Source organism: Paenibacillus spiritus (genome assembly GCF_008710135.1).
Taxonomy (GTDB): domain Bacteria; phylum Bacillota; class Bacilli; order Paenibacillales; family Paenibacillaceae; genus Paenibacillus_AQ; species Paenibacillus_AQ glufosinatiresistens.
On the sequence record NZ_VYKK01000001.1, the window covers coordinates 24,088 to 48,478 of the forward strand.

At 56.3% G+C, this 24,391-nt stretch carries 24 protein-coding genes; 12 read left to right on the forward strand and 12 right to left on the reverse strand.

Annotated features, from left to right (window positions below):
• Positions 1-8: 8 nt before the first annotated feature.
• Entirely contained in the window at positions 9-1,505 is a 1,497-nt protein-coding gene (locus F4V43_RS00075) for a PLP-dependent aminotransferase family protein (RefSeq protein ID WP_150456316.1), read from the reverse strand.
• Between the two features lie 145 nt (positions 1,506-1,650).
• Between F4V43_RS00075 and F4V43_RS00080 the strand changes: the two genes are divergently transcribed.
• On the forward strand, positions 1,651-2,268 hold the full coding sequence (locus F4V43_RS00080; protein WP_150456199.1) for a pyridoxamine 5'-phosphate oxidase family protein: 618 nt from the start codon (positions 1,651-1,653) through the stop codon (positions 2,266-2,268).
• Positions 2,269-2,370: 102 nt separating this feature from the next.
• Here the strand turns inward: F4V43_RS00080 and F4V43_RS00085 are convergent, their stop codons facing one another.
• Positions 2,371-3,123: an SDR family NAD(P)-dependent oxidoreductase gene (locus F4V43_RS00085; protein ID WP_150456200.1), complete on the reverse strand. Its 753-nt coding sequence runs from the start codon at positions 3,121-3,123 to the stop codon at positions 2,371-2,373.
• Between the two features lie 234 nt (positions 3,124-3,357).
• Here F4V43_RS00085 and F4V43_RS00090 point away from each other — a divergent pair, with 234 nt between their 5' ends.
• From F4V43_RS00090 to F4V43_RS19780, 3 genes are all read left to right on the forward strand, one after another.
• Positions 3,358-4,662, forward strand: a complete 1,305-nt coding sequence (locus tag F4V43_RS00090) for an aminotransferase class I/II-fold pyridoxal phosphate-dependent enzyme (RefSeq protein WP_150456201.1) — start codon at positions 3,358-3,360, stop codon at positions 4,660-4,662.
• A 263-nt stretch (positions 4,663-4,925) separates the two neighbouring features.
• Complete coding sequence (locus F4V43_RS00095) at positions 4,926-5,597, forward strand: stalk domain-containing protein (protein ID WP_150456202.1); 672 nt, start codon at positions 4,926-4,928, stop codon at positions 5,595-5,597.
• A 119-nt stretch (positions 5,598-5,716) separates the two neighbouring features.
• Positions 5,717-5,827: a YjcZ family sporulation protein gene (locus tag F4V43_RS19780; protein WP_223879722.1), complete on the forward strand. Its 111-nt coding sequence runs from the start codon at positions 5,717-5,719 to the stop codon at positions 5,825-5,827.
• 193 nt (positions 5,828-6,020) lie between these two features.
• On the opposite strand, the gene F4V43_RS00100 is transcribed toward F4V43_RS19780, so the two are convergent.
• Together F4V43_RS00100 and F4V43_RS00105 are read right to left on the reverse strand one after the other, a co-directional pair.
• Complete coding sequence (locus F4V43_RS00100; protein ID WP_150456203.1) at positions 6,021-7,649, reverse strand: glycoside hydrolase family 13 protein; 1,629 nt, start codon at positions 7,647-7,649, stop codon at positions 6,021-6,023.
• A 183-nt stretch (positions 7,650-7,832) separates the two neighbouring features.
• Entirely contained in the window at positions 7,833-8,714 is an 882-nt protein-coding gene (locus F4V43_RS00105) for an AraC family transcriptional regulator (RefSeq protein WP_150456204.1), read from the reverse strand.
• A gap of 173 nt (positions 8,715-8,887) precedes the next feature.
• Between F4V43_RS00105 and F4V43_RS00110 the strand changes: the two genes are divergently transcribed.
• Entirely contained in the window at positions 8,888-9,739 is an 852-nt protein-coding gene (locus F4V43_RS00110; RefSeq protein WP_150456205.1) for an aldo/keto reductase, read from the forward strand.
• Positions 9,740-9,868: 129 nt separating this feature from the next.
• Here the strand turns inward: F4V43_RS00110 and F4V43_RS00115 are convergent, their stop codons facing one another.
• From F4V43_RS00115 to F4V43_RS00135, 5 genes are all read right to left on the reverse strand, one after another.
• Positions 9,869-11,089, reverse strand: coding sequence for an ABC transporter permease (locus F4V43_RS00115; RefSeq protein WP_150456206.1), 1,221 nt, complete (start codon positions 11,087-11,089; stop codon positions 9,869-9,871).
• Position 11,090: 1 nt separating this feature from the next.
• The gene (locus F4V43_RS00120) at positions 11,091-11,843 is read right to left on the reverse strand and encodes an ABC transporter ATP-binding protein (RefSeq protein WP_150456207.1); all 753 of its coding nucleotides are present in this window, start codon (positions 11,841-11,843) and stop codon (positions 11,091-11,093) included.
• Positions 11,840-13,339 (reverse strand): DEAD/DEAH box helicase, encoded by a 1,500-nt coding sequence (locus F4V43_RS00125; protein ID WP_150456208.1) that lies wholly within the window; start codon positions 13,337-13,339, stop codon positions 11,840-11,842. The genes F4V43_RS00120 and F4V43_RS00125 overlap by 4 nt, the downstream gene beginning before the upstream one ends.
• Before the next feature lie 131 nt (positions 13,340-13,470).
• The gene (locus tag F4V43_RS00130; RefSeq protein WP_150456209.1) at positions 13,471-14,247 is read right to left on the reverse strand and encodes an SDR family NAD(P)-dependent oxidoreductase; all 777 of its coding nucleotides are present in this window, start codon (positions 14,245-14,247) and stop codon (positions 13,471-13,473) included.
• Positions 14,248-14,311: 64 nt separating this feature from the next.
• Positions 14,312-14,770 (reverse strand): chemotaxis protein CheX, encoded by a 459-nt coding sequence (locus tag F4V43_RS00135; protein WP_150456210.1) that lies wholly within the window; start codon positions 14,768-14,770, stop codon positions 14,312-14,314.
• A gap of 239 nt (positions 14,771-15,009) precedes the next feature.
• Here F4V43_RS00135 and F4V43_RS00140 point away from each other — a divergent pair, with 239 nt between their 5' ends.
• The 4 genes from F4V43_RS00140 to F4V43_RS00150 all read left to right on the forward strand — a co-directional run bounded on the left by F4V43_RS00140 (position 15,010) and on the right by F4V43_RS00150 (position 18,607).
• Positions 15,010-15,912, forward strand: coding sequence for a LysR family transcriptional regulator (locus tag F4V43_RS00140; RefSeq protein WP_150456211.1), 903 nt, complete (start codon positions 15,010-15,012; stop codon positions 15,910-15,912).
• 11 nt (positions 15,913-15,923) lie between these two features.
• Positions 15,924-16,736, forward strand: coding sequence for a histidinol-phosphatase (locus F4V43_RS00145; RefSeq protein WP_150456212.1), 813 nt, complete (start codon positions 15,924-15,926; stop codon positions 16,734-16,736).
• Between the two features lie 169 nt (positions 16,737-16,905).
• A complete protein-coding gene (locus F4V43_RS19940) occupies positions 16,906-17,034 on the forward strand; it encodes a hypothetical protein (protein ID WP_263406085.1) in 129 nt (42 codons plus the stop codon).
• Entirely contained in the window at positions 16,985-18,607 is a 1,623-nt protein-coding gene (locus F4V43_RS00150) for a methyl-accepting chemotaxis protein (protein WP_263406084.1), read from the forward strand. Before F4V43_RS19940 ends, F4V43_RS00150 begins: the two co-directional genes overlap by 50 nt.
• Before the next feature lie 291 nt (positions 18,608-18,898).
• Here F4V43_RS00150 and F4V43_RS00155 read toward each other — a convergent pair whose 3' ends face one another.
• The 3 genes from F4V43_RS00155 to F4V43_RS00165 all read right to left on the reverse strand — a co-directional run bounded on the left by F4V43_RS00155 (position 18,899) and on the right by F4V43_RS00165 (position 21,512).
• Complete coding sequence (locus F4V43_RS00155; RefSeq protein WP_150456214.1) at positions 18,899-19,822, reverse strand: metallophosphoesterase; 924 nt, start codon at positions 19,820-19,822, stop codon at positions 18,899-18,901.
• A gap of 20 nt (positions 19,823-19,842) precedes the next feature.
• Entirely contained in the window at positions 19,843-20,598 is a 756-nt protein-coding gene (locus F4V43_RS00160) for an ion channel (protein WP_191089409.1), read from the reverse strand.
• Positions 20,599-20,678: 80 nt separating this feature from the next.
• Positions 20,679-21,512 carry a DUF3891 family protein gene (locus F4V43_RS00165; RefSeq protein WP_150456216.1) on the reverse strand — a complete coding sequence of 278 codons (834 nt, stop codon included), beginning with the start codon at positions 21,510-21,512 and terminating at the stop codon, positions 20,679-20,681.
• A gap of 70 nt (positions 21,513-21,582) precedes the next feature.
• Between F4V43_RS00165 and F4V43_RS00170 the strand changes: the two genes are divergently transcribed.
• From F4V43_RS00170 to F4V43_RS00180, 3 genes are all read left to right on the forward strand, one after another.
• A complete protein-coding gene (locus F4V43_RS00170) occupies positions 21,583-22,026 on the forward strand; it encodes a hypothetical protein (protein ID WP_150456217.1) in 444 nt (147 codons plus the stop codon).
• 760 nt (positions 22,027-22,786) lie between these two features.
• The gene (locus tag F4V43_RS00175) at positions 22,787-23,701 is read left to right on the forward strand and encodes a hypothetical protein (protein WP_150456218.1); all 915 of its coding nucleotides are present in this window, start codon (positions 22,787-22,789) and stop codon (positions 23,699-23,701) included.
• 25 nt (positions 23,702-23,726) lie between these two features.
• The gene (locus F4V43_RS00180; protein ID WP_150456219.1) at positions 23,727-24,203 is read left to right on the forward strand and encodes a hypothetical protein; all 477 of its coding nucleotides are present in this window, start codon (positions 23,727-23,729) and stop codon (positions 24,201-24,203) included.
• Positions 24,204-24,391 lie beyond the last annotated feature (188 nt).

Below are 24,391 nucleotides of genomic sequence, written 5' to 3' on the forward strand. Positions count from 1 at the left end.
ATAACGGTTCAGCGGCCGTTTTGCACATCCGACCAGGCCAGCGCCAGGCGCTCCGTCCCTTCGATCAGCTTCTCTTCATCCAGATGGGCAAAAGCGAAGCACGCCGCGGGCTCCCCCGGCGTCATCCGGTAGCGGGCGGCATCGGCGTAATCGACGCCCCGCCGCCGCGCGGCTTCTCCGTAGCGCCTGTAGGCCTCGGCGCTTCCGAGCCACCGCGCGTACACATGCAGCCCCGCGTCGCCCGGGGCGGCTTCCCAGACCCCGCCAAGCCGCTCCTTCAGCAGCGAGCGGAGAAGAAGGCCCCGCGCCCCGTAGAGGCGCGTCATCCGGCGCAGGTGCCGGAGGTAGCCGCCCTGCGCCATGAACCGGCCCAAGGCCCGCTGCTCCAGCAGTCCGCCCGGCACCGGCTCAGGCAGCGCCCGGGCCATGGCGGCCGGCCGGACCAGCGCCGGCGGCAGTACGGCGTACCCGATGCGCAAGCCGGGGAACATGCTCGTGGAGAAGGAGCCGATGTAGAGGACCCGGCCATGGCGGTCCAGCGCCTTCAGCGGCTCGATCGGCCGGCCCGACCAGCGGAATTCGCTGTCGTAATCGTCCTCGATAATATAGCCGTCCGCCGCTGCGGCCCATTCCAGCAGCCGGCGGCGGCGCGAGAGCGGCAAGACGGCGCCGGTCGGATACTGCCGGGCCGGCGTGACGAACACCAGCCGGGCGTCCCAGTCTCCCGGCACGAGTCCGTCCCGGTCTACCCGCCCGGGGACCGCAATGCCGCCCGCGGCTTCCACCGCCCGGCGGATGCCCGGGAAGCCGGGGTCCTCGGTCACCGCCTTCTCCCCGGGCGCAAGCAGCAGCGCCGTCAATTCTACGATGCCCTGCATCGACCCGCGGTAGATCATGATCTCGCTCGGCTCGGCGGAAATGCCGCGCGCAAGGCGCAGATGGGCGGCGACGGCCCGCCGCAGCCCCTCGTCCCCTTGGGGCGGTGCGGTCTGCGCCAGCTCCGCTCCGCCGGCTCCGAGCGCGTCCGACAAGGCCCGCCGCCACCCGGCGACCGGAAACTGCGACAGGTCCGCTCCGCCTGCGCGGAAGCTGATGAGGTCCGCGGCCGGGTCTGCCGCGGCTTCGGCAGCTACCCCGGGCATCCCCGCCAGCGACGCCGCAAGGCGTTGTCCCCAGGGCGAGAGCCGCAGGCCGCCGCCCGGGGAGACCCCGGCTTCTTCGCCGCTCCCGGCGGGCAGCGCGCCGCTCCTCCGGTCCGCGTCTCCGGCGACGAACGTCCCGCGTCCGGTCTCTCCCCGGACGTACCCGTCCGCCGCCAGCATGTCGTACACCTGGGCGGCGGAGCCGCGCGAGAGGCCGAACATCACCGCAAGCCGGCGGGTCGGCGGCAGGCGGGCACCGGCGGGCAGGCCGCCGTCCAGAATGGCGGCGCGCATGGCGTGATACAGCGCCAAATATTTGTACCGGTGCTCCTCCAGATACCGGTCATACGCCAGGGTCGGCATCCAGTCCACGGCGCCCCGCCTCCTTTTTGAGAGAATTGGACCAATAAAAATACAATAAATCGGCCCTTTCTTCCTGTCAATTCAGCAAGTAGACTGATTGAAAATCAATGAACCGCCTCATGACGCGGCAAGGAGTGAAGCGATAATGCGAAGACAAGAGTTTCAAATCGACCAGCCGGAAGAACTGGAGTCCTTCCTCGCCGGCATGACGTTCGGCTTTCTCGGCACCGTCGACGGCGAAGGCCGCCCCCGGGTGACCCCGTTGAATTTCGTCTATGCGGACGGGGCCTTCTATTTCCACGGCAGCCATGCCGGGAGCAAAATGAAGGACATCCGCAGCCGGGACGCCGTCACTTTCTCGGTGGCCGACGAGGTTGCGCTGATTCCGTCCTATTTCACCGATCCGTCCTTGGCCTGCCCGGCCACCGCCTACTTCAAAAGCGTGACCGCCCGCGGCCGGGCGGAGACCGTAACCGACCTTGCCGAGAAGGCGCGGGCGCTCTCCCTGTTCATGGCCAAGCTTCAGCCGCAGGGGGGCTATGATCCGATCACGCCCGAAGACCCGCGTTACCGCCCTCAGCTCAAGGCGGTATCCGTTGTGCGCATTGATGTGGAAGAGCTGACGGCCAAATTCAAGTTCGGCCAGAATCTGCAGGAAGACGAACGGGAAGCGGTCATCGGCGGCCTGGTGAAGCGCGAAGGCGCGCGGGACGAAGAGACGATTGCGCTGATGAAGAAATACTGCCCGTATCACTCTTCCTGACCTGACATGCCGGAGAATGCCGAACAAGCCTGAACCGCGGGACTGCGCCCGGGTTCAGGCTTGATTGTCTTCTTGGGGATTCTTGGCCGAAGGCCTGTGCCGTCAGATCGTATACGGTACCGCTTCCAGCGATTCCGCCTTCGCGACCGCTTCCTCAAGCGACAGCCCCGTGAACTGCTGGGCATGGAAGAAACGTCCGCTCTTGCGGTCGTTCACGAAGGCTCCGACGGCAACTCCCGGAATGGCGCTCTCGGGAGCATCCGGCGCGTTCGGCCCGCCGAGGTCGGTGCGGCACCAGCCCGGATCGGTCAGGCTGAGAATGACGTCGGTGCCGTCAAGACGGGAGGCCAGATCCTTCGTGTATTTATCCAGCGCCGCTTTGCTCGCCGCATAGGCCGACTGCTCCGGCTCGTTGCGGATGCCGCTGGTTGTATTGACGACGCGCCCGAAGCCGCGCTCGATCATCTTTGGCACCAGACGGCCGCAGATCATCGCGATGGAGATGAAGTTAATCCGGAAGCTCTGCTCGAAGTCCCCGATGGGCGTCGCCCAGTAATCGGTGCGGTAGGCGACCTGGACGGCGGCATTGTTCAGAATAATATCCACCGGCGTGCCTCTGCGCTCGATCTCGTCCAGCATCGCTTCAACCTCTTGCGGCTTACCCAGCTCAGCCTGGACGGCGTAAGCTTCAACGCCCAGTTCTCTTGCTTCGCGCTCCACTCGGGCCGAATGTTCAAGGTTCCGGCTGTGCAGAATCAGGTTGCAGCCCTGCCGGGCCATGAACAACGCCGCCTGATAGCCGATTCCCCGGCTTGCCCCCGTAATCAGCGCCCATCTTCCTCTAACGTCCACCATCTGTTCAGCCTCCCTGGATGACTTATATGAAAGCGATGCCAACATTCGTTAGCCTGTTAGCACGTTCATTATAATCTTCTCTATTCTTGATAACAAGACGGTGTGTCCGGGAGGCGGGGAGCGGGAGGATTACCCGATGTTTAACATTTTCGGGAAAATGCCATTTATCGAAGTGACGCCCGCCGGGGCTGGTGATATAATGTTAGGCAATGTCAAGCTGGAAGGATGAATTCGATGAACGCATTAGCAGGCCAGTTGAACGAGAACATCAAAGCCGGCAACAGCCATGTCTATGACATGCTGTCCGCGCTCGGCAGGGAGATTTTTTTTCCGAAAGAGGGAATTCTGAGCCAGTCCGCGGAGGCTACCGCCCATGCCAAGAAGTACAATGCGACGATTGGCATCGCCACCGAGAAGGGGCTGCCGATGCACCTCGGCGTCATTCAGGAGAAGCTGTCGGCTTATTCGCCGAAGGATCTGTACGGCTACGCGCCGCCCGCCGGCAAGCCTGAGCTTCGCGCCGCCTGGCGCGAGAAGATGGTGAAGGAGAATCCGTCGCTTGAAGGCAAATCGTTCGGCAATCCCATTGCCACGAACGCCTTGACGCACGGTCTGAGCATCGTTGCCGACCTGTTCGCCGAAGCCGGGGACGCCGTGGTCTATCCCGACAAGAACTGGGAGAATTACGACCTGACCTTCGGCATCCGCCGGGGAGCCGAGATGGTCACCTACCCGCTCTTCACCGAAGAGATGAAGTTCAACAGCGACGGCCTGCTGGAAGCGCTGCTCGCCCGCAAGGGCCAGGGCAAAGCCATCGTGCTGCTTAACTTCCCGAACAATCCGACCGGCTATACGCCGGGGGCCGCCGAAGGCGAAGCGATCATCGCCTCCATCCTGCGCGCCGCCGAGGAAGGCGTCAATATCGTCGCCGTCTGCGACGATGCGTACTTCGGACTGTTCTTTGAAGATTCGCTCAAGGAGTCGCTGTTCGGCAAGCTGGCCGGTCTGCATCCGCGCGTATTGGCGGTGAAGGTGGACGGAGCTACGAAGGAAGAGTATGTCTGGGGCTTCCGGGTCGGCTTCATTACCTACGCGTCGGAGAGCAAGGAGGTCCTGGCTGCGCTGGAGCAGAAGACGATGGGCATTATCCGCGCCACCATCTCAAGCGGTCCGCACCCGTCGCAGACCTTCGTGCTGGATGCCCTGCGCGCACCGGATTTTGAAGCGCAGAAGGATGCGAAGTTCCGCATCATGAAGGGACGCGCGAACAAGGTCAAGGAACTGCTCGACAGCGGCAAATACGGCACTGAAGTCTGGACGTATTATCCGTTCAACTCCGGTTATTTCATGTGTCTGAAGCTGCACACCGTCCAGGCGGAAGAGCTGCGCGTTCATCTGATTCACAACTACGGACTGGGCACCATTGCCCTGGGCGAGACCGATCTGCGCATCGCCTTCTCCTGTATCGAGGAAGAGAGCCTGGAAGATCTCTTTGATCTGGTCTATGCCGGCATCAAGGATCTGGAACAGAACCGGTAATCTCGGACTGCCGGATATCCGCTTATCGACACAAGGATGCTGTAGAGCCGCCGCGGCGGCTTTACAGCATTTTTTTGCGTAGTTTCGCTAAGAACCCCCAGCTTTCGCACACCCCGCTGCACCCGTTCGGCCGATTCTTGGGTTTCCCGTCTGCGGTTCCAGTCTTTGGGTTCAAGACCAACGGCCTATATTATTTCAAAATTCAATCATTTATGCTTGAATACAGCCTTTTCCAAATTCGATACCCAGCGAGGAGAGTTGTCATGCAGAAAAAATGGATCGCAGCCGGAACCGCAGCACTCGTCTTTATGTGCACCGCCGCAGGAGCTTATGCCGGAGCCAATCTGAAGCCGATCAAGGCTTTCCTGAACCCGTCCATGAAATTCCAGGTGAACGGCCAGCCGTTCCAGCCGCAGAATGACAACGGAGCCGTCCTGGCGCCGATTGTGTACAACAATACGACCTATTTGCCGGTACGCTCGATGTCCAAGGCGCTGGGCGTAGCGATTGATTACAACCAGCAGACCAACACCATCTACCTGGGCGAAAAAGCCGAAGGCGTCTCCGTGGCCGGCACCTTCAGCGGCGACTTCCGGACCAAGGACCCGCAGCTTACTACATACGGAGACAAGGACTATAAGGACGTCTTCTTCAACAATTCTTCAGGCACGCGCGGCGCCAGCTTCATGCTCTATCCGAAGGGCAAGTATACGAAGCTGTATCTCCAAGTGGCGGCCGTCGGCAAGGATGTCGAAGAAATCTTTGTCCAGGACGCCGATACCGATATCAAGCTGAAGATCGGAACCGTGGCCGTCTCCGAAGGGATCAAGACCTTCGAGGTGGACATCAGCGGAGTGAATGATCTTTTCGTTCATGCCGACGTGAAGTCGGGCGGCAGTCTGTTCGTTCCGCTCACCACCTCCTTCTACAAATAAGACCGGAGATCCGGGCCAATATTTTTGGCCTTCCCGGCATTGGCCTATACCTCTTCCCCCCGGGGTACATAGTATACGGTGTACTCCAGTACAACAACTTACCGGAAGGGGAATGAACCATGAGCGAAGAAACAAGAGGCGGATACGGATACGGTCCTTTCACGAGCACTGGCGCAATTCTCGTACTCTTCATCCTGCTGGTCATCATCAGCCGTTCCCTGTTCGTGTAACCCTTCAGGGGCAGGAGCAATGCCGGAAGAGAGCCTGGCGCTCTCTTCCTTGCTTAGAGGGAGGCCGGCCTTCTGCCGGAGTCACCGCTCATCTTACGTCACAAAAAGGGCATCCCCGCCGCAAGGCCGGGATGCCCTCTTTTGTCAGTTGCCGCCAACGAGGCCGCCCTATCCGGCTTCCGCCTCTCTGAACCTACACCAGACGCGCCGCGAACGCTTCGTACGGACGCAGCTCCAGCTTGGTGAAGTCCGCCGATGGTCGCTCATAGTTCGCAATCAGAATATCGCCGGTCCGGCCCAGTCCGGACCGCTCGACCGTTACCGGACTGCCGCCGAAGTTCGCGGCGACGATCCAGGTCTCGCCCTTGTAGCGGCGCAGGTACATAAACACCTGATCCGGCACATCGTTCACCAGCTCGAAGTCGCCCCATACGATGATCGGATGCTCCTGCCGGAGCGCAATCAGCTTGCGGTAGCAGTGGAAGACCGAGTCCGGGTCCTCCAGATTGTTGGCCACATTGATCTCCGTATAGTTCGGGTTGACATGCAGCCACGGCTTGCCCGTCGTGAACCCGCCGTTCGGCGTATCGTCCCACTGCATCGGGGTCCGGGCGTTGTCCCGTCCCTTGGCATTAATGGAAGCGATAATCTCCTCCGGCTTGTAGCCGGCTTCCAGCCGCTCCCGGTACATGTTGATACTCTCGATGTCCTGCACCTCTTCAATGCCGCTGACCGGATAATTCGTCATGCCGATCTCTTCGCCCTGATAGATGTACGGAGTTCCCTTCATCAGATGAAGGAGGATGGCGAACATCTTGGCGCTCTCCGTCCGGTATTCGGTATCGTTGCCCCAGCGCGAGACAATGCGCGGCAGATCATGATTGTTCCAGAACAGGCTGTTCCAGCCTTCCTCGCCGAGCTCGGTCTGCCACTTGGCGAGCACCGCCTTCAGTTCGCGGATGTCCAGAGGCTTCAAATCCCACTTGTCCTTGCCTTCCTGCTGATCCAGACCGACATGCTCGAACTGGAAGACCATCGACAGCTCGCCGCGTTTCGGATCGGAGTACAGCTTGGCAATCTCGGGGGTCGCGCCCCAGGTCTCTCCGACGGTCATCACGTCATGCTTGCCGAAGGTCTCGCGGTTCATCTCCTGGAGATATTCATGGAGCTTCGGACCGTTTCCGGTAATTTCCTGGTCGGGAATTTTGCCGATCAGATCGATGACGTCCATCCGGAAGCCGCCGACTCCTTTGTCCAGCCAGAAGTTCATCATGTCCCACACTTCCCGGCGAACCTTCTCGTTCTCCCAGTTCAGGTCGGGCTGCTTGCGGCTGAACAGATGCAGATAATACTGGCCGCTCTCCTCGTCGTACTCCCAAGCCGGTCCGCTGAAGATCGACTTCAGCCCGTTCGGCACTTCATTGTCCACCGGATTGCGCCATACATAGTAGTCGCGGTACGGATTGTCCTTGCCTTTGCGGGCCTCGATAAACCAGGCGTGCTCGTCGGAGGTATGATTGACCACGAGGTCCATAATGATGCGAATGTTCCGCCGCTTCGCCTCCGCGATCAGCTCGTCCATGTCGGCCATCGTACCGAATTCGGTCATGATGTCCTGATAATCGCTGATGTCGTACCCGTTGTCGTCGTTCGGCGACTTATACACCGGGCTGAGCCAGATCGCCGTGATGCCGAGCTGCTCCAAATAATCGAGACGGCTGATGATCCCCCGCAGGTCGCCGATGCCGTCCCCGTCGCTGTCCTGAAAGGACCGCGGATAAATTTGATAAATGACTGCTGTGTGCCACCACTTACTGTCCACTTTGTTCACTCCTATCCAATGAATTGAAACCGTTTACTTCTGTGCAAACGATACCACCATTTCGTGCAGGCGGCCCGCCTGCTTGCTGCCTCTCTATCATACCGGAGTTCGTTCAGGCTGAAAAGCGGCAGATCCGCGTCATAGTGATAGTGAACCCTTTCATTCATTTGGGGAGCATCGGGTTTATGCCCTTAAGCGCTTTATATCTTCTCTTGGTGGAGAGCCGAACATTCGGGAATATTCCCGACTAAATTGCGACGGGCTTTCGTATCCTACTCGAAATGCAATCTCTGTCGCATCTGCCGATTCGGTTAACAGCAATCGGCGTGCTTCCTGAAGTCTCAGCTGTTTCTGATATTGAATTGGACTCATAGCCGTTACTTCCTTGAAGTGTCGATGTAACGATGACACGCTCATATTGGCAATCCCTGCAAGTTCTTCAATCCGAAGAGAACGGACATAGTGGCTCGTAATATATTCAATGACTTCGTTTATTTGATGGGCAGAACTGCCTTCTGTTGCAATTTGCCCAAGTGTACTGCCTTGCTCGCCCTGAAGTATACGGTACAGAATCTCTTTCGTATACAAGGGGGCAAGTACCGCGATATCGTTTGGAGCATCAAGCAAACGAGCCAGCCTAATGACCGTATCCAGCAAAGGCAGGTTCATTCGACTGACAAACATCCCTCGCTTTGCATTTTCTCCAGGTCGAACTCTTTTTTCTAAATCATGCAAAACCTCTAAGACTTGAGTTGCCGTAAATTCAAGTTTAAAGCCCAGATAGGGAACTTCAGGGGTCGCTTCAATGACAACGGCAGTAACAGGCAGATGAACTGAAGCAACCAGATAGTCGGCAGGGCTGTATCGAAATCGCGCTTCACCTAGCCATACTTCCTTCGACCCTTGAACAACCACACAGAAGGATGGCTTGTATACGCCGGGGTTAGGTACGGAAGCATTGGAATCGCGCATGAGATATAAGGAAGGAACCGCGGTTTCATGTACACCGTCCTGCTTTGCATAACGCACGATAATTTGAACAAGCTCTGCCTGCAGCTGCGACATTGGGACCCTCTCCTTTGATCTGTTAATAATATGGATTATAGACGATAAACGTTAGTTACATAAGTTGCCGTGAGAGAATTAGGCAATGATTTGATCCGATTGAGATATCGGCCGCTTTGTCTTATGCCGCATAATGGAGGATATGAAGAAGCTCATAAATGGAGGGATTTATTATGAAAAAAGTGACCTTGAACAATGGTATTGAAATGCCCATTCTCGGATTTGGCGTTTTTCAGATTACGGATCCGAATGAGTGCCAGCAAAGCGTCGTGGACGCGATTGAGGCCGGTTATCGGTTGATTGATACCGCTGCTTCTTATAGCAATGAACAAGCCGTTGGCCAAGCAATCAAACGCAGTGGCGTGTCGAGGGAGGAACTTTTCATTACAACGAAGCTGTGGGTGCAGGATACCGGGTATGAGCGTACAAAAAAGGCATTTAAACAATCGCTGGAATTTCTGCAGCTTGATTACTTGGATCTCTATTTGATTCATCAACCGTTCGGAGATGTGCACGGCTCCTGGCGCGCTATGGAGGAATTGTACCGAGAAGGAAAGGTTCGGGCAATCGGTGTAAGTAACTTCCACGAAGATCGCTTGATTGACTTGATTCTTCATAACGAAGTGGTTCCTGCTGTAAACCAGGTTGAAACCCATCCGTTCAACCAACAAGTTGATAATGCGAAATTCATGAGAGAGAATCATGTTCAAATTGAATCTTGGGCGCCTTTTGCGGAGGGCAAAAACGGCTTGTTCCAAAATGAGATATTGGTATCCATTGCTGAAAAGCATAATAAATCCGTGCCTCAGGTCGTTTTGCGTTGGTTAACTCAAAGAAACGTTGTTGTAATCCCCAAATCAGTTCGTAAGGAAAGAATTATTGAGAACTTCAACATCTTTGATTTTGAGTTGAGCCAAGAGGATATGAGTAAGATTACTACGCTGGATACGAATCAAAGTCTATTCTTCTCGCATCGTGATCCCGAAATGGTTAAATGGATCAGCACTCGTAAAATTCATGATTGATTAAGATTAACGAAGAAATTTGCGTCATTTATGCCGTTAAAATAAAGGATTCCAGTTTTTGTTGCGCTTATGAGCAGGGAGCAGCAGGGAGCGGTTATCGCTCCCTGCTGCTCCCTCTGTCTTCCCGCCTTACAAATCTTCTTCATTCGGCTGCCGAAGCCTGCGGTCCAGACGATAACGCGTCAGCCCTGCGACGGCGGCGCCTCCCGCCAGGGTCAGCAGGGAAGCGCCCAGTCCGTCTGCGCCGTTCGCCAGCAGCGGCAGCCACAGCAGCACAGCCCAGATGAGATGCTGGCCGAATACCAGCGAGACGGTGCTCCGGCGGCGGCTTCCCTCCGGCAGCGGATACACCGTCAGCCAGAACGACTCCTCATGCGGCTTGGCCACGCCGGAGAGCTGGACGCCGATGACGAACAGGAAGAAGAGATAGAGCACGGGCGCGCCCCAGCCGCCCCGCGTCCAGTAGACCAGCAGCAGCGTGAGTACGCCGATGCGCGTCACCATGCCGAGCGTCTCGCCCCGGGCCAGCGTCTTGGTCAGCAGGAACCGGTACGCGGTCTCCTTCTTCCACGGCAATCCCGCTCCCCAGCGGGACAGCCAGCGGCGGCGGTATACTTTCTGGCCGCGTCCCGGCACATCCACGAACCAGCCCAGCAGCAGCAGGGCGCGTTCGGCCTGGGCTTTCTCGGTGGCGATCAGCCGGTCCCACGCCACCCTGTGGCGGGCCGGCACAGCCAGGGCTGCGAGATACGCGGCTGCCAGCAGGCCGGAGAAGAGCAGACCCCGCAGCGCAGGCTGCCACAGCCAGGCGGCGGCGATCAGCAGGCCGACTGCCCAGCGAAGCAGCCGGTACCCGGCCGCTGCCGGCGGCGAGATCAGGTTCAGTTCTCTCCAGCAGCCAAAAGAGGAGAGCACTTTCACGCCCAGCAGCAGCAGCAAGGTGGCTGCCAGCGCCTTCGGCTCGGCGGCGCTTCGGATATAGAGCGGCCACAGCAGCAGAAGCAGCAGGAGCAGCCGAAGGCTTTTCCAGACCGTTCCGCTGACCCAGGCCGGAGCAAAGTACGCCTTCATCCGGTGTCCCTGGGGCAGCAGAAAGATCGCATCCGGCTCCTGCAAATAGGTTCGGAAGCTGCTGTGCACCGCCGCCGGAGCCAGTACGGCCAGCATGATCGGAAGAATCGGCAGCCCTTCGGGCACATCCTGCAGCAGCGCCGTGTACCAGGCGGCAAACGCAATCAGGCCAAAAGCGAACACCATGGCGACGCCGCTCTGGATAATATAACCGACATAAGGCATAATTCCGCCCATCGCCTGGCTGCGTCTTCGGCCGCGCAGTTCGCGCAGATCCATGCTACTTCCCTCCCTGGACCAGCTCGTAGAACAACTGCTCCAGCGGAAGACCCGGCCGTCCGGCGGCGGCCGTCATTTCGTCCAGCGTTCCCTGGGCGACCACCTTGCCCTGGTGAAGCACGATGAAGCGGTCGCAGTAGTTCTCAATCGTCGAAAGAATATGCGAGCTCAGCAGAATCGAAGCTCCCTCCCGCCGCAGCTCCTGCATGAAGTCCAGCAGGGAGCGGATGCCAAGCGGGTCCAGACCCAGGAAAGGCTCGTCGATGACATAGAGCGACGGTCTGGCGACGAACGCGCACATGATCATTACTTTCTGCTTCATGCCTTTGGACAGATGGCCGGACAGCGTATCCAGCTTCTCTTCCATTCGGAACAGCGAAGCCAGCCGGGCGCTCCGGGCCTCGTAATCGGCGCGGTCCACCCCGTAGGAGCGGGCTGTGAATTCCACATGCTCGCGGACGGTCATCTCGTCGTACAGCAGCGGGGCCTCCGGTACGAAGGACAGCGCGGCATGGTAGCGCTCCGGGTCCTTGTCCCGGGTGACGCCGTCTACGGCGATGCCGCCCTTATGCGGCGTCATCAGGCCGAGAATATGCTTCATCGTCGTGCTCTTGCCCGCCCCGTTCAGGCCGATGAGGCCGACCATTTCGCCCCGGCCGACGCTGAGCGAAATATCATGCAGCACCGGCTTGTTGAGGCTGTAGCCGCCGGTCAATCCCTGAATCTCCAGTACGTTCGCGGCAGCTGCGCTCATTGGCCGTCACCCCGCGGTCCCTTGTCCTTGAGCCAGCGGGGCGCGCCCTTGCTCTTGCGGTCGCGCTCCCGCTCGCTGCGGCCCCGTCCTCCCGGGCCGCTGCTGGCACCCGCCGCCGGGCGCGCTGCGCCGTCCCGGCGTCCTTCCCCGCCCGCTTCGCCCGGGCGGGGCGCTGCCGTGCGGGCGCTCTTCTCCGCGCCCGCCTTCTCTCCGGCCGCCGGCCGGCCGGAGACGGATGCCCGCGGCTTCTGCGCGGGCACAGCGGCGGATGCCCGCGGCTTATGCGCGGGCACAGCGCCTGCGCGCGCGGACGCCTCGCCGCGCGGCTTCTGGCGCGGCCCTGCTCCGCCGCGCACGCTGTCCGGCGGCAGCACCTGGCCGCCGTAGAGTACCCGTTCGCTGAGCTCGATCCCCAGCTCGCGGGCGAATTTGCGCATGATGAACGTCTCGGGCGCCGTCACAATGGACAGCGAGACGCCGCTCTTGCCCATCCGTCCGGTCCGGCCCGCCCGGTGCACATAGTGCTCCGAGTCGAACGCCGGGTCGAAGCTGACCACGAGGTTCAAATTCTCGATATCCAGTCCCCGGGCGGCCACGTCGCTGGCGACAAGCACCCGGAAGCGGCCTTCGCGGAACCGGTTCAGCACATGGCTGCGCGTCACCTTGTCCGTCTCGCCGTAGAGCGCAGCCGCGCTTAGCCCCAGATGATTCAGCTTCGCTTCGACATCCGCAATATGGGCCGTATCGTTCACGAACACGATCGTCCGCGGAGAGTTGTAGTGCCGGATGGCGCGGCGCAGCGTGTCGATCTTGTTCCGCTCTTCGGCAACGACATAGAGATGCTCCAGCCCCCGCGCCGTCGTCCGTTCCGGCTCGATGCCAATCTCGACCGGATCTTTCATCTCCCGGGCGGCCAGTGCGCGCGTCGCCGGTCCGATTGTGGCGGACAGCATGACGAGCTGGCGGCTGCGCAGCGCGCTGCCGACAATCTTCTTCACGTCGCCCTCGCCGCCAAGCTGGAACATCTGGTCCGCCTCGTCGATTACGATGGTGCGGATCTCGTGCATCTTCAGCTTGCGCAGACTGATCAGCTCCAGCACGCGTCCCGGCGTACCGACGACAAGCTGGGGATGCTCGCGCAGCTTCTCGATCTGCCGCTTGATCGCCGCGCCGCCGATCAGGCCCATTACGCCGATGCCCCGCTGGGCGCCGTAACGCTCCGCCTCGCGCACGATCTGCATCGCCAGCTCCTGCGTAGGCGCCAGGATCAGCTTCTGCGCCGCACGCCGGGAAGGGTCAATGCCCTGAAGAAGCGGCAGCAGGTAGGCCAGCGTCTTGCCGGTCCCGGTCTGGGACGCAGCCAGCACATCCCGGCCCTCCAGCAGCGGCGGAATCGTCTCCTGCTGAACCGGCGAAGGCTCGGTAATGCCGAATTCGGCCAATCTTGCTTCCAGGTCTTCCTGAATGCCGATCGCCGCAAATGAAGCTTTTTCCATAGGGATATTCATCCTTTTCGCTTGTATGATCTCTTCATTATATGCCAAAAAAGGCCGCTCCACCAACTGGAGGGCCCTGCGCGCCAATTCTCTCGGCTATAGAGAAGCCGCACTTGCCGCCGAACCGGAAATCACTTCCGGCTCATGCTCTTATAGGTCAGCCGGTCGGCCAGACGGGGAACCATACCGTACGCCCGGATGGCCCAGGCCGCCCAGCGGGGGAGATCGACTTCTTCCCGGCCGCTCTCCATGACGCCGACAATCTTCTTCGCCACATACGACGGCTTCATAATCATGCCGCCGAGATTCTTGACATAGGTCCCGTCCGGGTCGGCGATGTCGAAGAACTCGGTATCAATCGGCCCGGGGTTCACAGCCGATACGGTAACTCCGCTGCCGCGCAGCTCCTGGCGCAGCGCGTTGGTGAAGCCCAGCACCGCATGCTTGGAGGCCGAATAGGCCGTCGATTTGGCGGTGGCGATTTTGCCGGCCATGGAAGCGACATTAATAATTCTTCCGGCTCCCTGCTCCAGCATCTTCGGAAGCACAGCCTTGGTACAGCGGACCGTTCCCATGTAATTAACGTTCATCATCATCTCGTACTCGTCGATGCCCGTCTCGGGCGTAAGGGCGAACCGGCCAAATCCCGCATTGTTCAGCAGCACATCCACCCGTCCGTACACGCCAAAGATGCGGGCAAACGTCTCCTCCACCTCGGCGGAGCTGCCCACATCGCAGCGGTACATTCCGTATTCTCCCGGCAGGCTTCCGGCAATCGCCTTCAGCTTGTCCTCCGAGCGGGCCACCAGTACCGGGATGGCTCCGCGCTCGGCCGCCATCTGCGCCGACAGCGCTCCGATTCCGCCGGAAGCGCCGGTCACTACCACAATCTTCCCTTTAAGTTCCATAGAAGCTCTCTTCCCAACTCCAATCGCTGGAATTGCGGCCGCCTTCGCCGCTTCTGCTTCTATTCTAAGAGATCATGACCTGAATATCCAGTTCGCCGATGCCGTCCATCAGCAGCGGGATGCTCAGGGCCTTGCGCGGCAGGAACGATACGATATTCTCCGACTTCATAACCTTCGGCGGCGTAATATCCACCGTCACGCCCTGATTGGACAGGATCGTGCTGGCATTGCCGCTGATCATATTGCCAAGCTCCGAGATCGCGCTCTGGCTCATCTCGTCCATCTCCGTAATGGTATAGCCGCCCATCATAGCCGAAACCATCCGCAGCGCTACATGCTCTTCCAGTCCAAAGACGATATTGCCGCTGAGCTGTCCCGTCATGCCAACCTGAATCCATATATGGTTATCGATTACCTCAATATCCTTTATGCCCAGGTTACCAGTGGACGGCGAGACCTGAATTACCTGTTCGATCACGGTGCGCGCAGATTCCAGAAACGGATTGATAACTTCTGCTTTCATGAAGTGTGTGTCCCCCTCACCGGGCTTTAGTCTTACACCAAAAGTCCCAATACCATAGATATAGTATACCTAATATATCGGCACATTCCAGCAAAAGTTAATAACATTCTCAAGGTTTTCGAGCCCGGATTTGCCGCCCGCATTGCCCATCCGGGGGGAATCTCCTATAATTTAATCAAATGCCCGTATACGGCGTAAGATAAGGTACATACAGATACGTGAACCGGAGGGGGGATTCCATGAACATCAGCCAGTTGGAGACCTTGATTATGATTTCCAAAACCATGAGCTTCCGCAAGGCCGGAGAGTTGCTTAACCTGACGCAGCCGGCGGTATCGGCCCAGATCAAGAGCCTTGAGGAAGAATTCAAAACCCAGTTGGTCGACCGGAACCAGCCCGTCACGCTGACCGACCGGGGACAGGTATTTCTCGCCCACGCAGAACGGATTGTAGATATCGTGGACGAGCTGAGACAGCGGCTGGCGGACCTTGAGGAGACGCCCCAGGGCCATATTGTTCTCGGGACAACGACCTCCATTGCTATCCAGATCCTGCCGCGTATTCTGTCCTATTTCCAAGACCAGTTCCCCCATATCAAGACTTCCATCCAATCCATGTCGTCTTCGCAGATCTACCAGCAGGTGGAGAACGGAATTGTGGATGTCGGCATCGGCTATCTCATCGGCCAGAACCCGGGCTTCAACACCTCGGTTCTGTATTATGACACGTTCGAGCTTGTGGTATCGCCCCGGCATCCGTTGGCTTCCCAGCGGACCGCAGGCGTTGAGGCGCTTGGCCGCACGCCGCTGATTCTGCTCTCCCCCGACACTGTCGGCCGGCGTTTTGCCGAAGAGGTCTTCGCCCGCCACGGCATCCAGCCCCAAGTGATTATGGAACTGACGAGCAGCGAAGAAGTGAAGCGGATGGTCGAGCTGGATCTGGGAGCAGCCATTATCTCCAAGCAATCGGTCGCTTCCGAAGTACGCGCCGGGACGCTGCGGATTGTTCCGATTCTGGAACTGGAGGTTACCCATCCCGTCGGAGTCATCACGAAGGCCGGCAAATACGTCAATTCGGCAATGAGGCAGTTCCTCAGCGATCTCAAGGGCATGCCCGAGGCCCAATTCATCGGTTCTGAATAAGGAGTGATTCCATGACCAGCTTTGACCTGCATACCCATCATTCCCGCTGCGGGCACGCCGACGGAAGTATTCGCGACTATGTGGAGGCGGCTATCGCCTCCGGACTTCAAGTCGTAGGCATTTCGGACCATACGCCCTATTTCGGCAGCAGCGAAGATCAGGCCTTTCCGAACATCGCCATGGCCAAATCGCAGTTCCGGGAATATGTGGATGAAGTGCTGTCTCTCAAGAAGGAATACGCAGGCGTCATTGACGTTCTGCTCGGCATCGAATCGGATTACTTCCCGGAACACGCTGAGCTGTACCGGAGCAAGCTGGCCGAGCTTCCCTTTGACTATGTGATCGGCTCCGTGCACAGCGTAGGCGGCGTCAGCATCTTCAACAAAGGACGCTGGAAAGGATGCGGCGCTAAGGAGCGAATCGCTGTCAAATCCGAGTACTACCGGCTGATCGCCGAATCGGCGCGCACCGGCATGTTCCAGATTCTCGGACATATTGACGCCATGAAGGGTAACTTCCCGGCTTTCTCGGACATTCCCGCAAGCGGCGCCATCGACGACTGTCTGCGGACCATCGCCGACTGCGGCACCGCCATCGAGATTAACACCTCCGGCGGCACGAAGCTGTGCGGCGGGTGGTATCCGTCCGACGACATTCTGGAGCGGGCGCTGCATTTCGGCGTCCGGGTGACCTTCGGTTCCGATGCGCATCGGCCGTCGCGGGTGGCGGAGGACCGGGAAGCCGTCGCCGCCAGGCTGAAGGAGATCGGTTTCGGCTCCTGGGTCTACTTCAAGGAACGGCGGCCGGTTACGGTGCCGCTCTAACAGACCGAACTGTCTAACCGCAATTAGAGAAGCAGGCTGCCGTCAGCCTGCTTCTTCGTATTTTCCGGATTATCCTTCTTGAATTCCACTTATTTCATCTTCATGGAATCCCTGCCCTGGTCGATATAGTAATAGCAACGGCATCAAGATTCTATGCAGAAGGGTACGGATGCAGCATGAAGAGGAGTTTTCGGTTCAAAAGCTTAAAGAAAAGGATTTTATTTGGTTTTTCCATCGTTTTGTTCGTTGTGGTTCTTCTGGGCGGCTACAATTATCTGGCCATCAAGGCTTTGAATGATAAAAATGACGAAGTGGTCGATCATCCGCTGTCTTTGTTGATGATTACCGAGAAAAGCGCGCTGAATATGTCGCAGCGCACCTCCCTTGCCCGCGGCTCCGTCCTCTATGAAGATGCCGCGCTCCGGAAGGAACTGGATCAGCTCAGCGCAGAGAATATCAAGCTGGAACAAGAACTGCTGAAGCTGAACGCTTCGCCGGAAGCCAAGCAGCTGGTGGAGAAGAATGCCGCTTGGGAAAAGGTGCTGGACAGCGTCTTTCAGGCGTTCGACGCCGGTAACGAGGCAGAAGCCGAGGAGCTGCTGAAGACGCAATCAAAGCCTCTGGAGATCGAAATTCTGAAGGGTTATACCGATATGGCTGCATTGGCTGAGAGCTCCATTTCGGATCAGGTGAACTATATTCAACATTACGGGGATTCTTCCCTTAAGGTGGATATTGGTGTTTCGGTCTTCGTTATCGCCGTTGGGATCTGGGTTGCTCTCCTGATGGCGAGAAAAATATCCCGTCCTATCATCGCTCTGAAGGACCGGGTCGAAATGATGGCGGCCGGCGATTTCAGCCAACCGGCCCTGCCCGTAGCGACCGCGGATGAAATCGGACAGCTGGTGACGGCGCTCAACGGGATGAATGAAGGGACGAACGGGCTGCTGAATCGGATTCATACCGTATCCGACACGGTATGGAACCACAGCGAGCAACTCACGCAGGCGGCCGGGGAAGTCAAGATGGGCACCGGACAAATCGCGGTGACCATGGAGGAGATGGCTACAGCCGCCGAAACGCAGGCCAACAGCGCAAGCGATTTGTCGGATCTGATGGAAGGCTTCACCGCTACAGTCAACGAAGCGAACGACCGCGGGCAGGAAGTTCATACGTATTCGGAGAAAGTGCAGGACCTGACCGAGAAGGGCAGCCTGCTCATGGAATCCTCTTCCCGGCAGATGGCCAACATCCATCATATCGTCCGGGACGCCATGAACCAGATGGAGCGTCTGGACGCCAAGTCGCAGGAAGTCTCCAAGCTGGTCTCGGTCATTAAGGACATCGCCGAGCAGACCAATCTGCTCGCCTTGAATGCAGCCATTGAAGCGGCTAGAGCGGGCGATCAGGGACGTGGCTTCGCGGTAGTGGCCGATCAGGTGCGCAAGCTGGCCGAACAGGTGGCCTTCTCTGTGCAGGACATTACTCAAATCGTGAATCAGATGCAATCCGAATCGGATGCGGCCTCCCGGTCCCTGCTGAGCGGGTATCAGGAAGTGGAACAGGGAACGGCCCAGATTCACACCACCGGCGAGACCTTCAACGAAATCAGCGATGCCGTACGCGAAATGGCCGCAGGCATCAGCGGCATCTCCCGGTCCTTGTCCGATGTGACCGAGAGTACCCGCAAAGTCGGGGGATTCATCGAGGAAATCGCCTCCGTCGCCGAAGAAACGGCGGCCGGCGTGCAGCAGACGGCCGCTTCCGCGGAGCAGGCAAGCAGCTCTATGGAAGGCGTGGCGGGAAGCTCCGAGCACCTGGCCAAACTTTCGGAAGAGCTTCGGGAGCTGGTCCAGCAGTTCAAAATCTGATCGAAATGGGATCGAAAATGAATCGAACCGGCCTGGACGGGCGCGTATCGCTATCGTCTGGAGACCCTCAAAGGCGCTTCTGCCCTTGGGGGTTTTCTTGTTTTCTTGTTTTCTTCTTTGTACGGGGAGTGCCCGCCGACTCTGAGCCTTATTTCTGCACAAAAAAAGGAGACCCGTTCTTCCCGGGTCTCAAAGTCATATATTCAAAAGGGGGTCATGTCTGTATCTTACCCGTTCTCTGTTAGAGTTCGATAACGGTATGATTTCATTTGTGTAACAAAACGTCACAGGCTAGTTCCGCCGCAGCGTGATGACCGTCAGCTCCGGGCGGCACAGGAACCGAATCGGCATATACGTCTCGCCGAAGCCGCGGTTGACGTACAGCTTCATGCCTCGGCCGCCGATCTCGTACAGGCCGTCTATGTACTTGAGCGAGCCATCCGGCGTGAAAAGGGCGCCCAGAACCGGAAGCCGAATCTGCCCGCCGTGGCTGTGGCCCGAGAGCTGAAGCCGTACGGGATAGGCCTGTATCAGATCGGCATAATCCGGCTCGTGCATCAGCAGCAACGTGAATACGTCGTCCGGGATATCGCCGAGCGCCGCCCGCGGATTCGGCTCGCCGTGCAGTTGGTCTTCCATGCCGGCTACCGCAATCCGGCTGCCGCCAAGCTCGACCATTTCATGTTCGTTGCGAAGCAGCCGGAATCCCGCCTGCTTCCACAGCTTGGCGAGCAGCTCGGTATTCTTGTAGTCATGATTGCCGAGAATGGCGAACCGGCCAAGCGGCGCGGTCAGCTCCGCCAAAATCGGAACCGATTCCGCCATATCCTCCGCATAGCTGTCTACAATATCGCCGCTGAAGCAGATCAGATCCGGGCGGACGGACTGAATATGATTGACAAGCCGCCTCGTATCCCCGGCGTCCTTATTAAAGCCGAGATGAATATCGCTGATATGAACAATCCGGACGCCGTCAAAAGAAGCGGGCAGGTCTTTCCACCCCAGCTCCAGCCTGACGGTCTGAAGCCATCTTGGCTCCCCCTGCCAGGCATAGCCGCCGGTCAGCAGACCGGCTCCGATTACCGTTCCTGCCGTTCGCTTCAGGAACTGGCGGCGCGTCATCATACGCCCCCGGACACCCGGGCTTTCTCCTCCGGTTCCCCGGTCCCCGGGGTTGTCTGGTGCGGGAGAATGTCCCGCCGGTTGGCCCCGCATGGGCATCTCTCCTCTTCTGCTTAGTCTTTCGGTCTGATTCGGGCCGAAGTCGTCACATTCTTCTCGACCGTCCCCCCGTTGTCCGTCCTGCCGCCATTCGATTCCCCGCCGCCGCTCTGCCGCCCGGTATCGATACTGACATCGATCTCTGCTTCGACTTCCTCCTCGGGCATATCGCCCAGAATCTTGCGGAACAAGCCGAGCATGGACAACGCGTAGGCGACCGTAATGAAGCTGAAAGCGATCTGCATAACGACCACCAGACGCGAAGTGCTGTCCACCGCTGCGATGTCGCCGTATCCAACCGTGGTGAAGGTCGCGACACTGAAATACAGGAACGCAACCAGTTCAGTCAGCAGATCGCTTCCGATGCCGTCTCCATGAAAGGAAGAGGCTCCGAACAGCTTGTAGATGGAGGTGTATACGACGGTGAAGAAGAGCACGCAGATGATGGCGGCCAGGCTGATCCGCCGCAGCGTGTCCTTGAGTCGCACCTCCCGGTCGTTCGATTCCTTGATCTCATGAAAGATAAAGATCAAATAGAAGACCACGGAGAACAGGCAGAACAACAGGATAAGCGTTCGCATGCCGGCATTCCCTGCCGCAAGCCGTTCGAGGCTGATGAGATCCAGCAGATCCTCCACCGAGAACAGCACATACACCAGCAGCGGTACAATCAGAATGCCTTTATTCACCCATTTGATCTTCGACCGATAAAACAACACGATCAGCGCTGCAATGGCTGCTGCATTCAGCATCCAGATCCATCCGTCCATTATCGACGCTCCTGTCCCTGACTTGAGGATGCGGCGGCTACGGCGCATCCGTTAAGGGTAAGTTCTTCCGGCGCTTGCGCTTAGGGCCGGGGCACCTCGCCCGGTGCGATTCCAATTCGGATCCTTTCCTCCTTGGCCGACCGGTCAGCGGCCGCCAGCCCCTTCGCCCGCGCTTCCGCAGCCGAGACCCGCCGCAGCGGCAGTTCCACCTCAAAGCTCTCCTTGAAGGGATACGGTTCGAGCAGCAGCGTAGTTCCCTGCCACTTCGCCGTCACGGGGCGGCCGCTGGTGAAGGAGAAGTCCTCCGTTCCCCCGAAGCCGTCCTTGAACCACGGATGCTCCTCCGGCTTCGGGGAGCCGGGTTCATGCAGGCCGAGGTAGAGCGACAGGTCATCGCAGAATTGCAGCAGCCGCATATCGTAGTACAGCTCGTCCTCCGCAGCAGCCTCGCTCTTCGCCTCCAGCTCCCGGTGAATCCGCGATCGGCGTTCCCGTTCCTCTTCCTGGTAGGCATCCAGCGATTCGCCGCGCTCTCCCGACGCTTCAATCAGCCGGTCGTAGTGCAGGCTGCACAGCAGCGCTCCGTAGGGGGTCTCCGCTTCCAGCTCATCCAGTCCCTTCCGGTAGAAATTCAGCTTAGGCACTACCGGATAATCGAGGAAGCTGTACGGGGCCTTCGCTTCATCATTCCAGAAAGGGGTCTCGTCCAGGTCGATCCAGCCCCGGTCATGGTGCGCAACGGCATACAGCACGGCTTCCCGGCGGTGCTTCGCCGGCGCGTCCGCTTCATTGAAACGGGCCGCGAACTCTCCGGCCACCAAGCCATGATCGTGCTGCCGAATCAAAATCCAATCTCCGCTTTGTTCCCGACAAATCAACGTCCATTCCTCCCTGATCCCTATGCTGTAACGCATGGTGCAGATAATATGGAGATTATATCATAAGGGGGCAGCCAATTCGAAAGCCGGAGCCGGAGGTGCCATAATGACTACAATTACACGCGTGTTCCGAACAAGGAAACGGTACCTTCTATTCCTCGTGCTCGCTTGTCTGGCCTATGAGGTCTTCCAAGGTTATAGGTACACCCGCTCCTATTACACGCAGGAGCATATTAAATGGGCAATGGTAATCTTACGGGACAATAAACCGGGAATCGGGTCGAGCTCTCAATCGATTACCACAACCGACGAAGAGGAACTTGCCGATATCGTCAAGCTCCTGAAGAAGAGAACGCCGATTCGACTATGGCCTGACTTGGGGCCTGTTAAGTCTTATACCCAAGAATTTCAGGAATTGCATATTGAGCTTCTGTCGGATAATGAGGTAACGCTGGATTATTATCTTGATTCTTTTGGAGGCATCCAGGTTGTACAAGGATTCGACGATGACGCATGGCATGGGATTCCTTGGGGCGGAAGCCGGAAGTAATGGTTCAACGAGCTGAAGAGTTTCTTCGAAGCAAAGAAAGAGAACGGGCTGTGGACGTATCAGGAGCATTGAAGCAAGACATCACCGATACATGGCAATGCCGTCCATGAAAAACCCCCCCCGGGTAGTATTTCATTCGTCAGTTCAAACGGTCAAGCGCTTCCTTGATCGTCGGGCTTAAGCTATAGGTTTTGATAATCGTCTGGATGTGCAGCCACGGTTTAGCTCTCGTGCAATGGTAAGAGCAGGACGACCTAGCGCTTTACCGTTCCATCGGCACGACCACACTAACCAGTGCAGCGCCTCTAGTTGTCCTCATTCATTTGTGCTAAGTAAGAGGGGAGTAGTTCATCTTGGATCTCCTTGTGAAAACTGATTGGTAAACCCATTTCACACGAAACCAGCATGGTCTATTACACTTCATATTACATTACAATCCATCATTTTTAAAAAAATATAGAAATTCATGGATAATTATGGTATAAAGGTTGTAGGTGGTCACTAAACTTATAATAAATTTGTTAATTCCTAGTTATCATCTGTTGCTATTTTGAAATAAGAAAGGGGGACGCGATACATTAAATTTGTTGAATGTATTATATTGACCATCATATTCCAACGTTATCACTTATGATTGGAAGCGCTTTAAATCTTCAAAGGATCCAGAAAAGTTCAAAATCATTTATTATTTCCCAAAATCTTTTTGCTTTTATTGAAGCGTCTTATGTATTAAAATAAATAATCTGATGGGAGAATTTTCATGAAAAAAACTTTATCTTTGTTATTATCTTGCACATTATTTATATTTTCAGGAGTGAATATTTCTTTTGCCTCCTCACTTACAGATTCTAATAAAGAACTGAATACTCAACAAGCTAATATTGAACGTTCAATCACAAGCCAATCTAAATTACCTCTGCAAAAAATAAAAATCAATCCTCTTAACAGTAAAGAGGTTGAGGGAACTATCAATAATTATCAGTTACAGCCAGAAACAGTGAAAGATATCCGTGAATTCGCTAAAAAGGTTCAAAATGGAGAAATAACTGCTGCTACTATGAATATTTATGTACCTGCTGTGAGTCAAGAAGTTACTTTAAATTCACTTGCTTCAACTCTATCAACATCTTCTAACAGAACTTACACGGGTTATAATAATAAAACTTATTATGAAGAAACAGTAACTTATAGTGGTATAAGTAGTGAGAAAGAAATAAATAAAACAACAAAAAGCAACTGGATAAATTACCTTAACGGTACTATAACTGAAGTTGCTAAATTTTTCGTGGATAAGGGATTGAATGCTATAACTTTAGGCTATTGGGATATAGCAAAAATATTCACTTCTGGTATCCCTGGTGCAGTTTCTAATTATACTGAAGTTACACACACAGCTAAACTAATTCAAACTGTTGTTAAGAAAAACACCTACTTAGTAATGGATAACCAGTATTACTTTGGTTATAAGGGAGAATATTCAAATACAAATTTCCAAAATTTTGTTAATATACCGGGATATGCTCAAGTTAACGGTTTAATCACTGAAGTCAAGGCAGCTTATACACCAAGTTTTTATGAGGGTGATAAAAAAGCTTGGCTGAACTATGTAAATGGGGGATATGTTGAAAATTTTAATAATTATTCTTATGGAAATACCTCATTCCCTGCAATGTAACATGAAAAAAGGAATAATCATCCTCTTGGGTACATTAATTCTCGGAATATTATCTTATGTTACCTATGCGGGTTATAATTACGTCCCTCTATACTATAAACAAGAGCATATAAAGGGCGTAATTATACAGCTTACTGACAATATACCAGGCGCAGGAAATGGATCAATCTCCCAAAGCATTACCTCAACCGCTCCAAAGGAAATTGCTGAGGTGGTTCGGGTATTAAAAAAGAGAACTCTCATAAAAACATTTTCTGACATGGCTTCTCCCAAAATATATACCCAAAAGTTTAGTGAAGTTAAAATCGAACTTATATCTGATACAGGTTTAACTTTAGAATATCGGATCAATTCTCTAAAAGAAGTCAAAATTAAGAAGGGTTTTTCAAATAAAGCATCTAACGTAATTGTTTTAGACGGAAGCCGGAAGAAATGGTTTAATGAGCTAGTAGCATTGTTTGAAGAAAAGAAGCAGAACCGGTTATGGATTTATAAAAAGTAAGTTTAAAGCAACGAGCGCTTTGTCTCCACAGAGACTGCCGGAGACAAAGCGCTCATTTTTCATGTCCTCTTCCCTATGTTACAAAATAAAAGGACCCCGCCGTCACCGGCGGGGCCAAGTTCTATATCAGGGGGTCAATGGCTATACTTTACATTCTGCAGCTTAAAGGTGCATGAAATCCCGCTAAA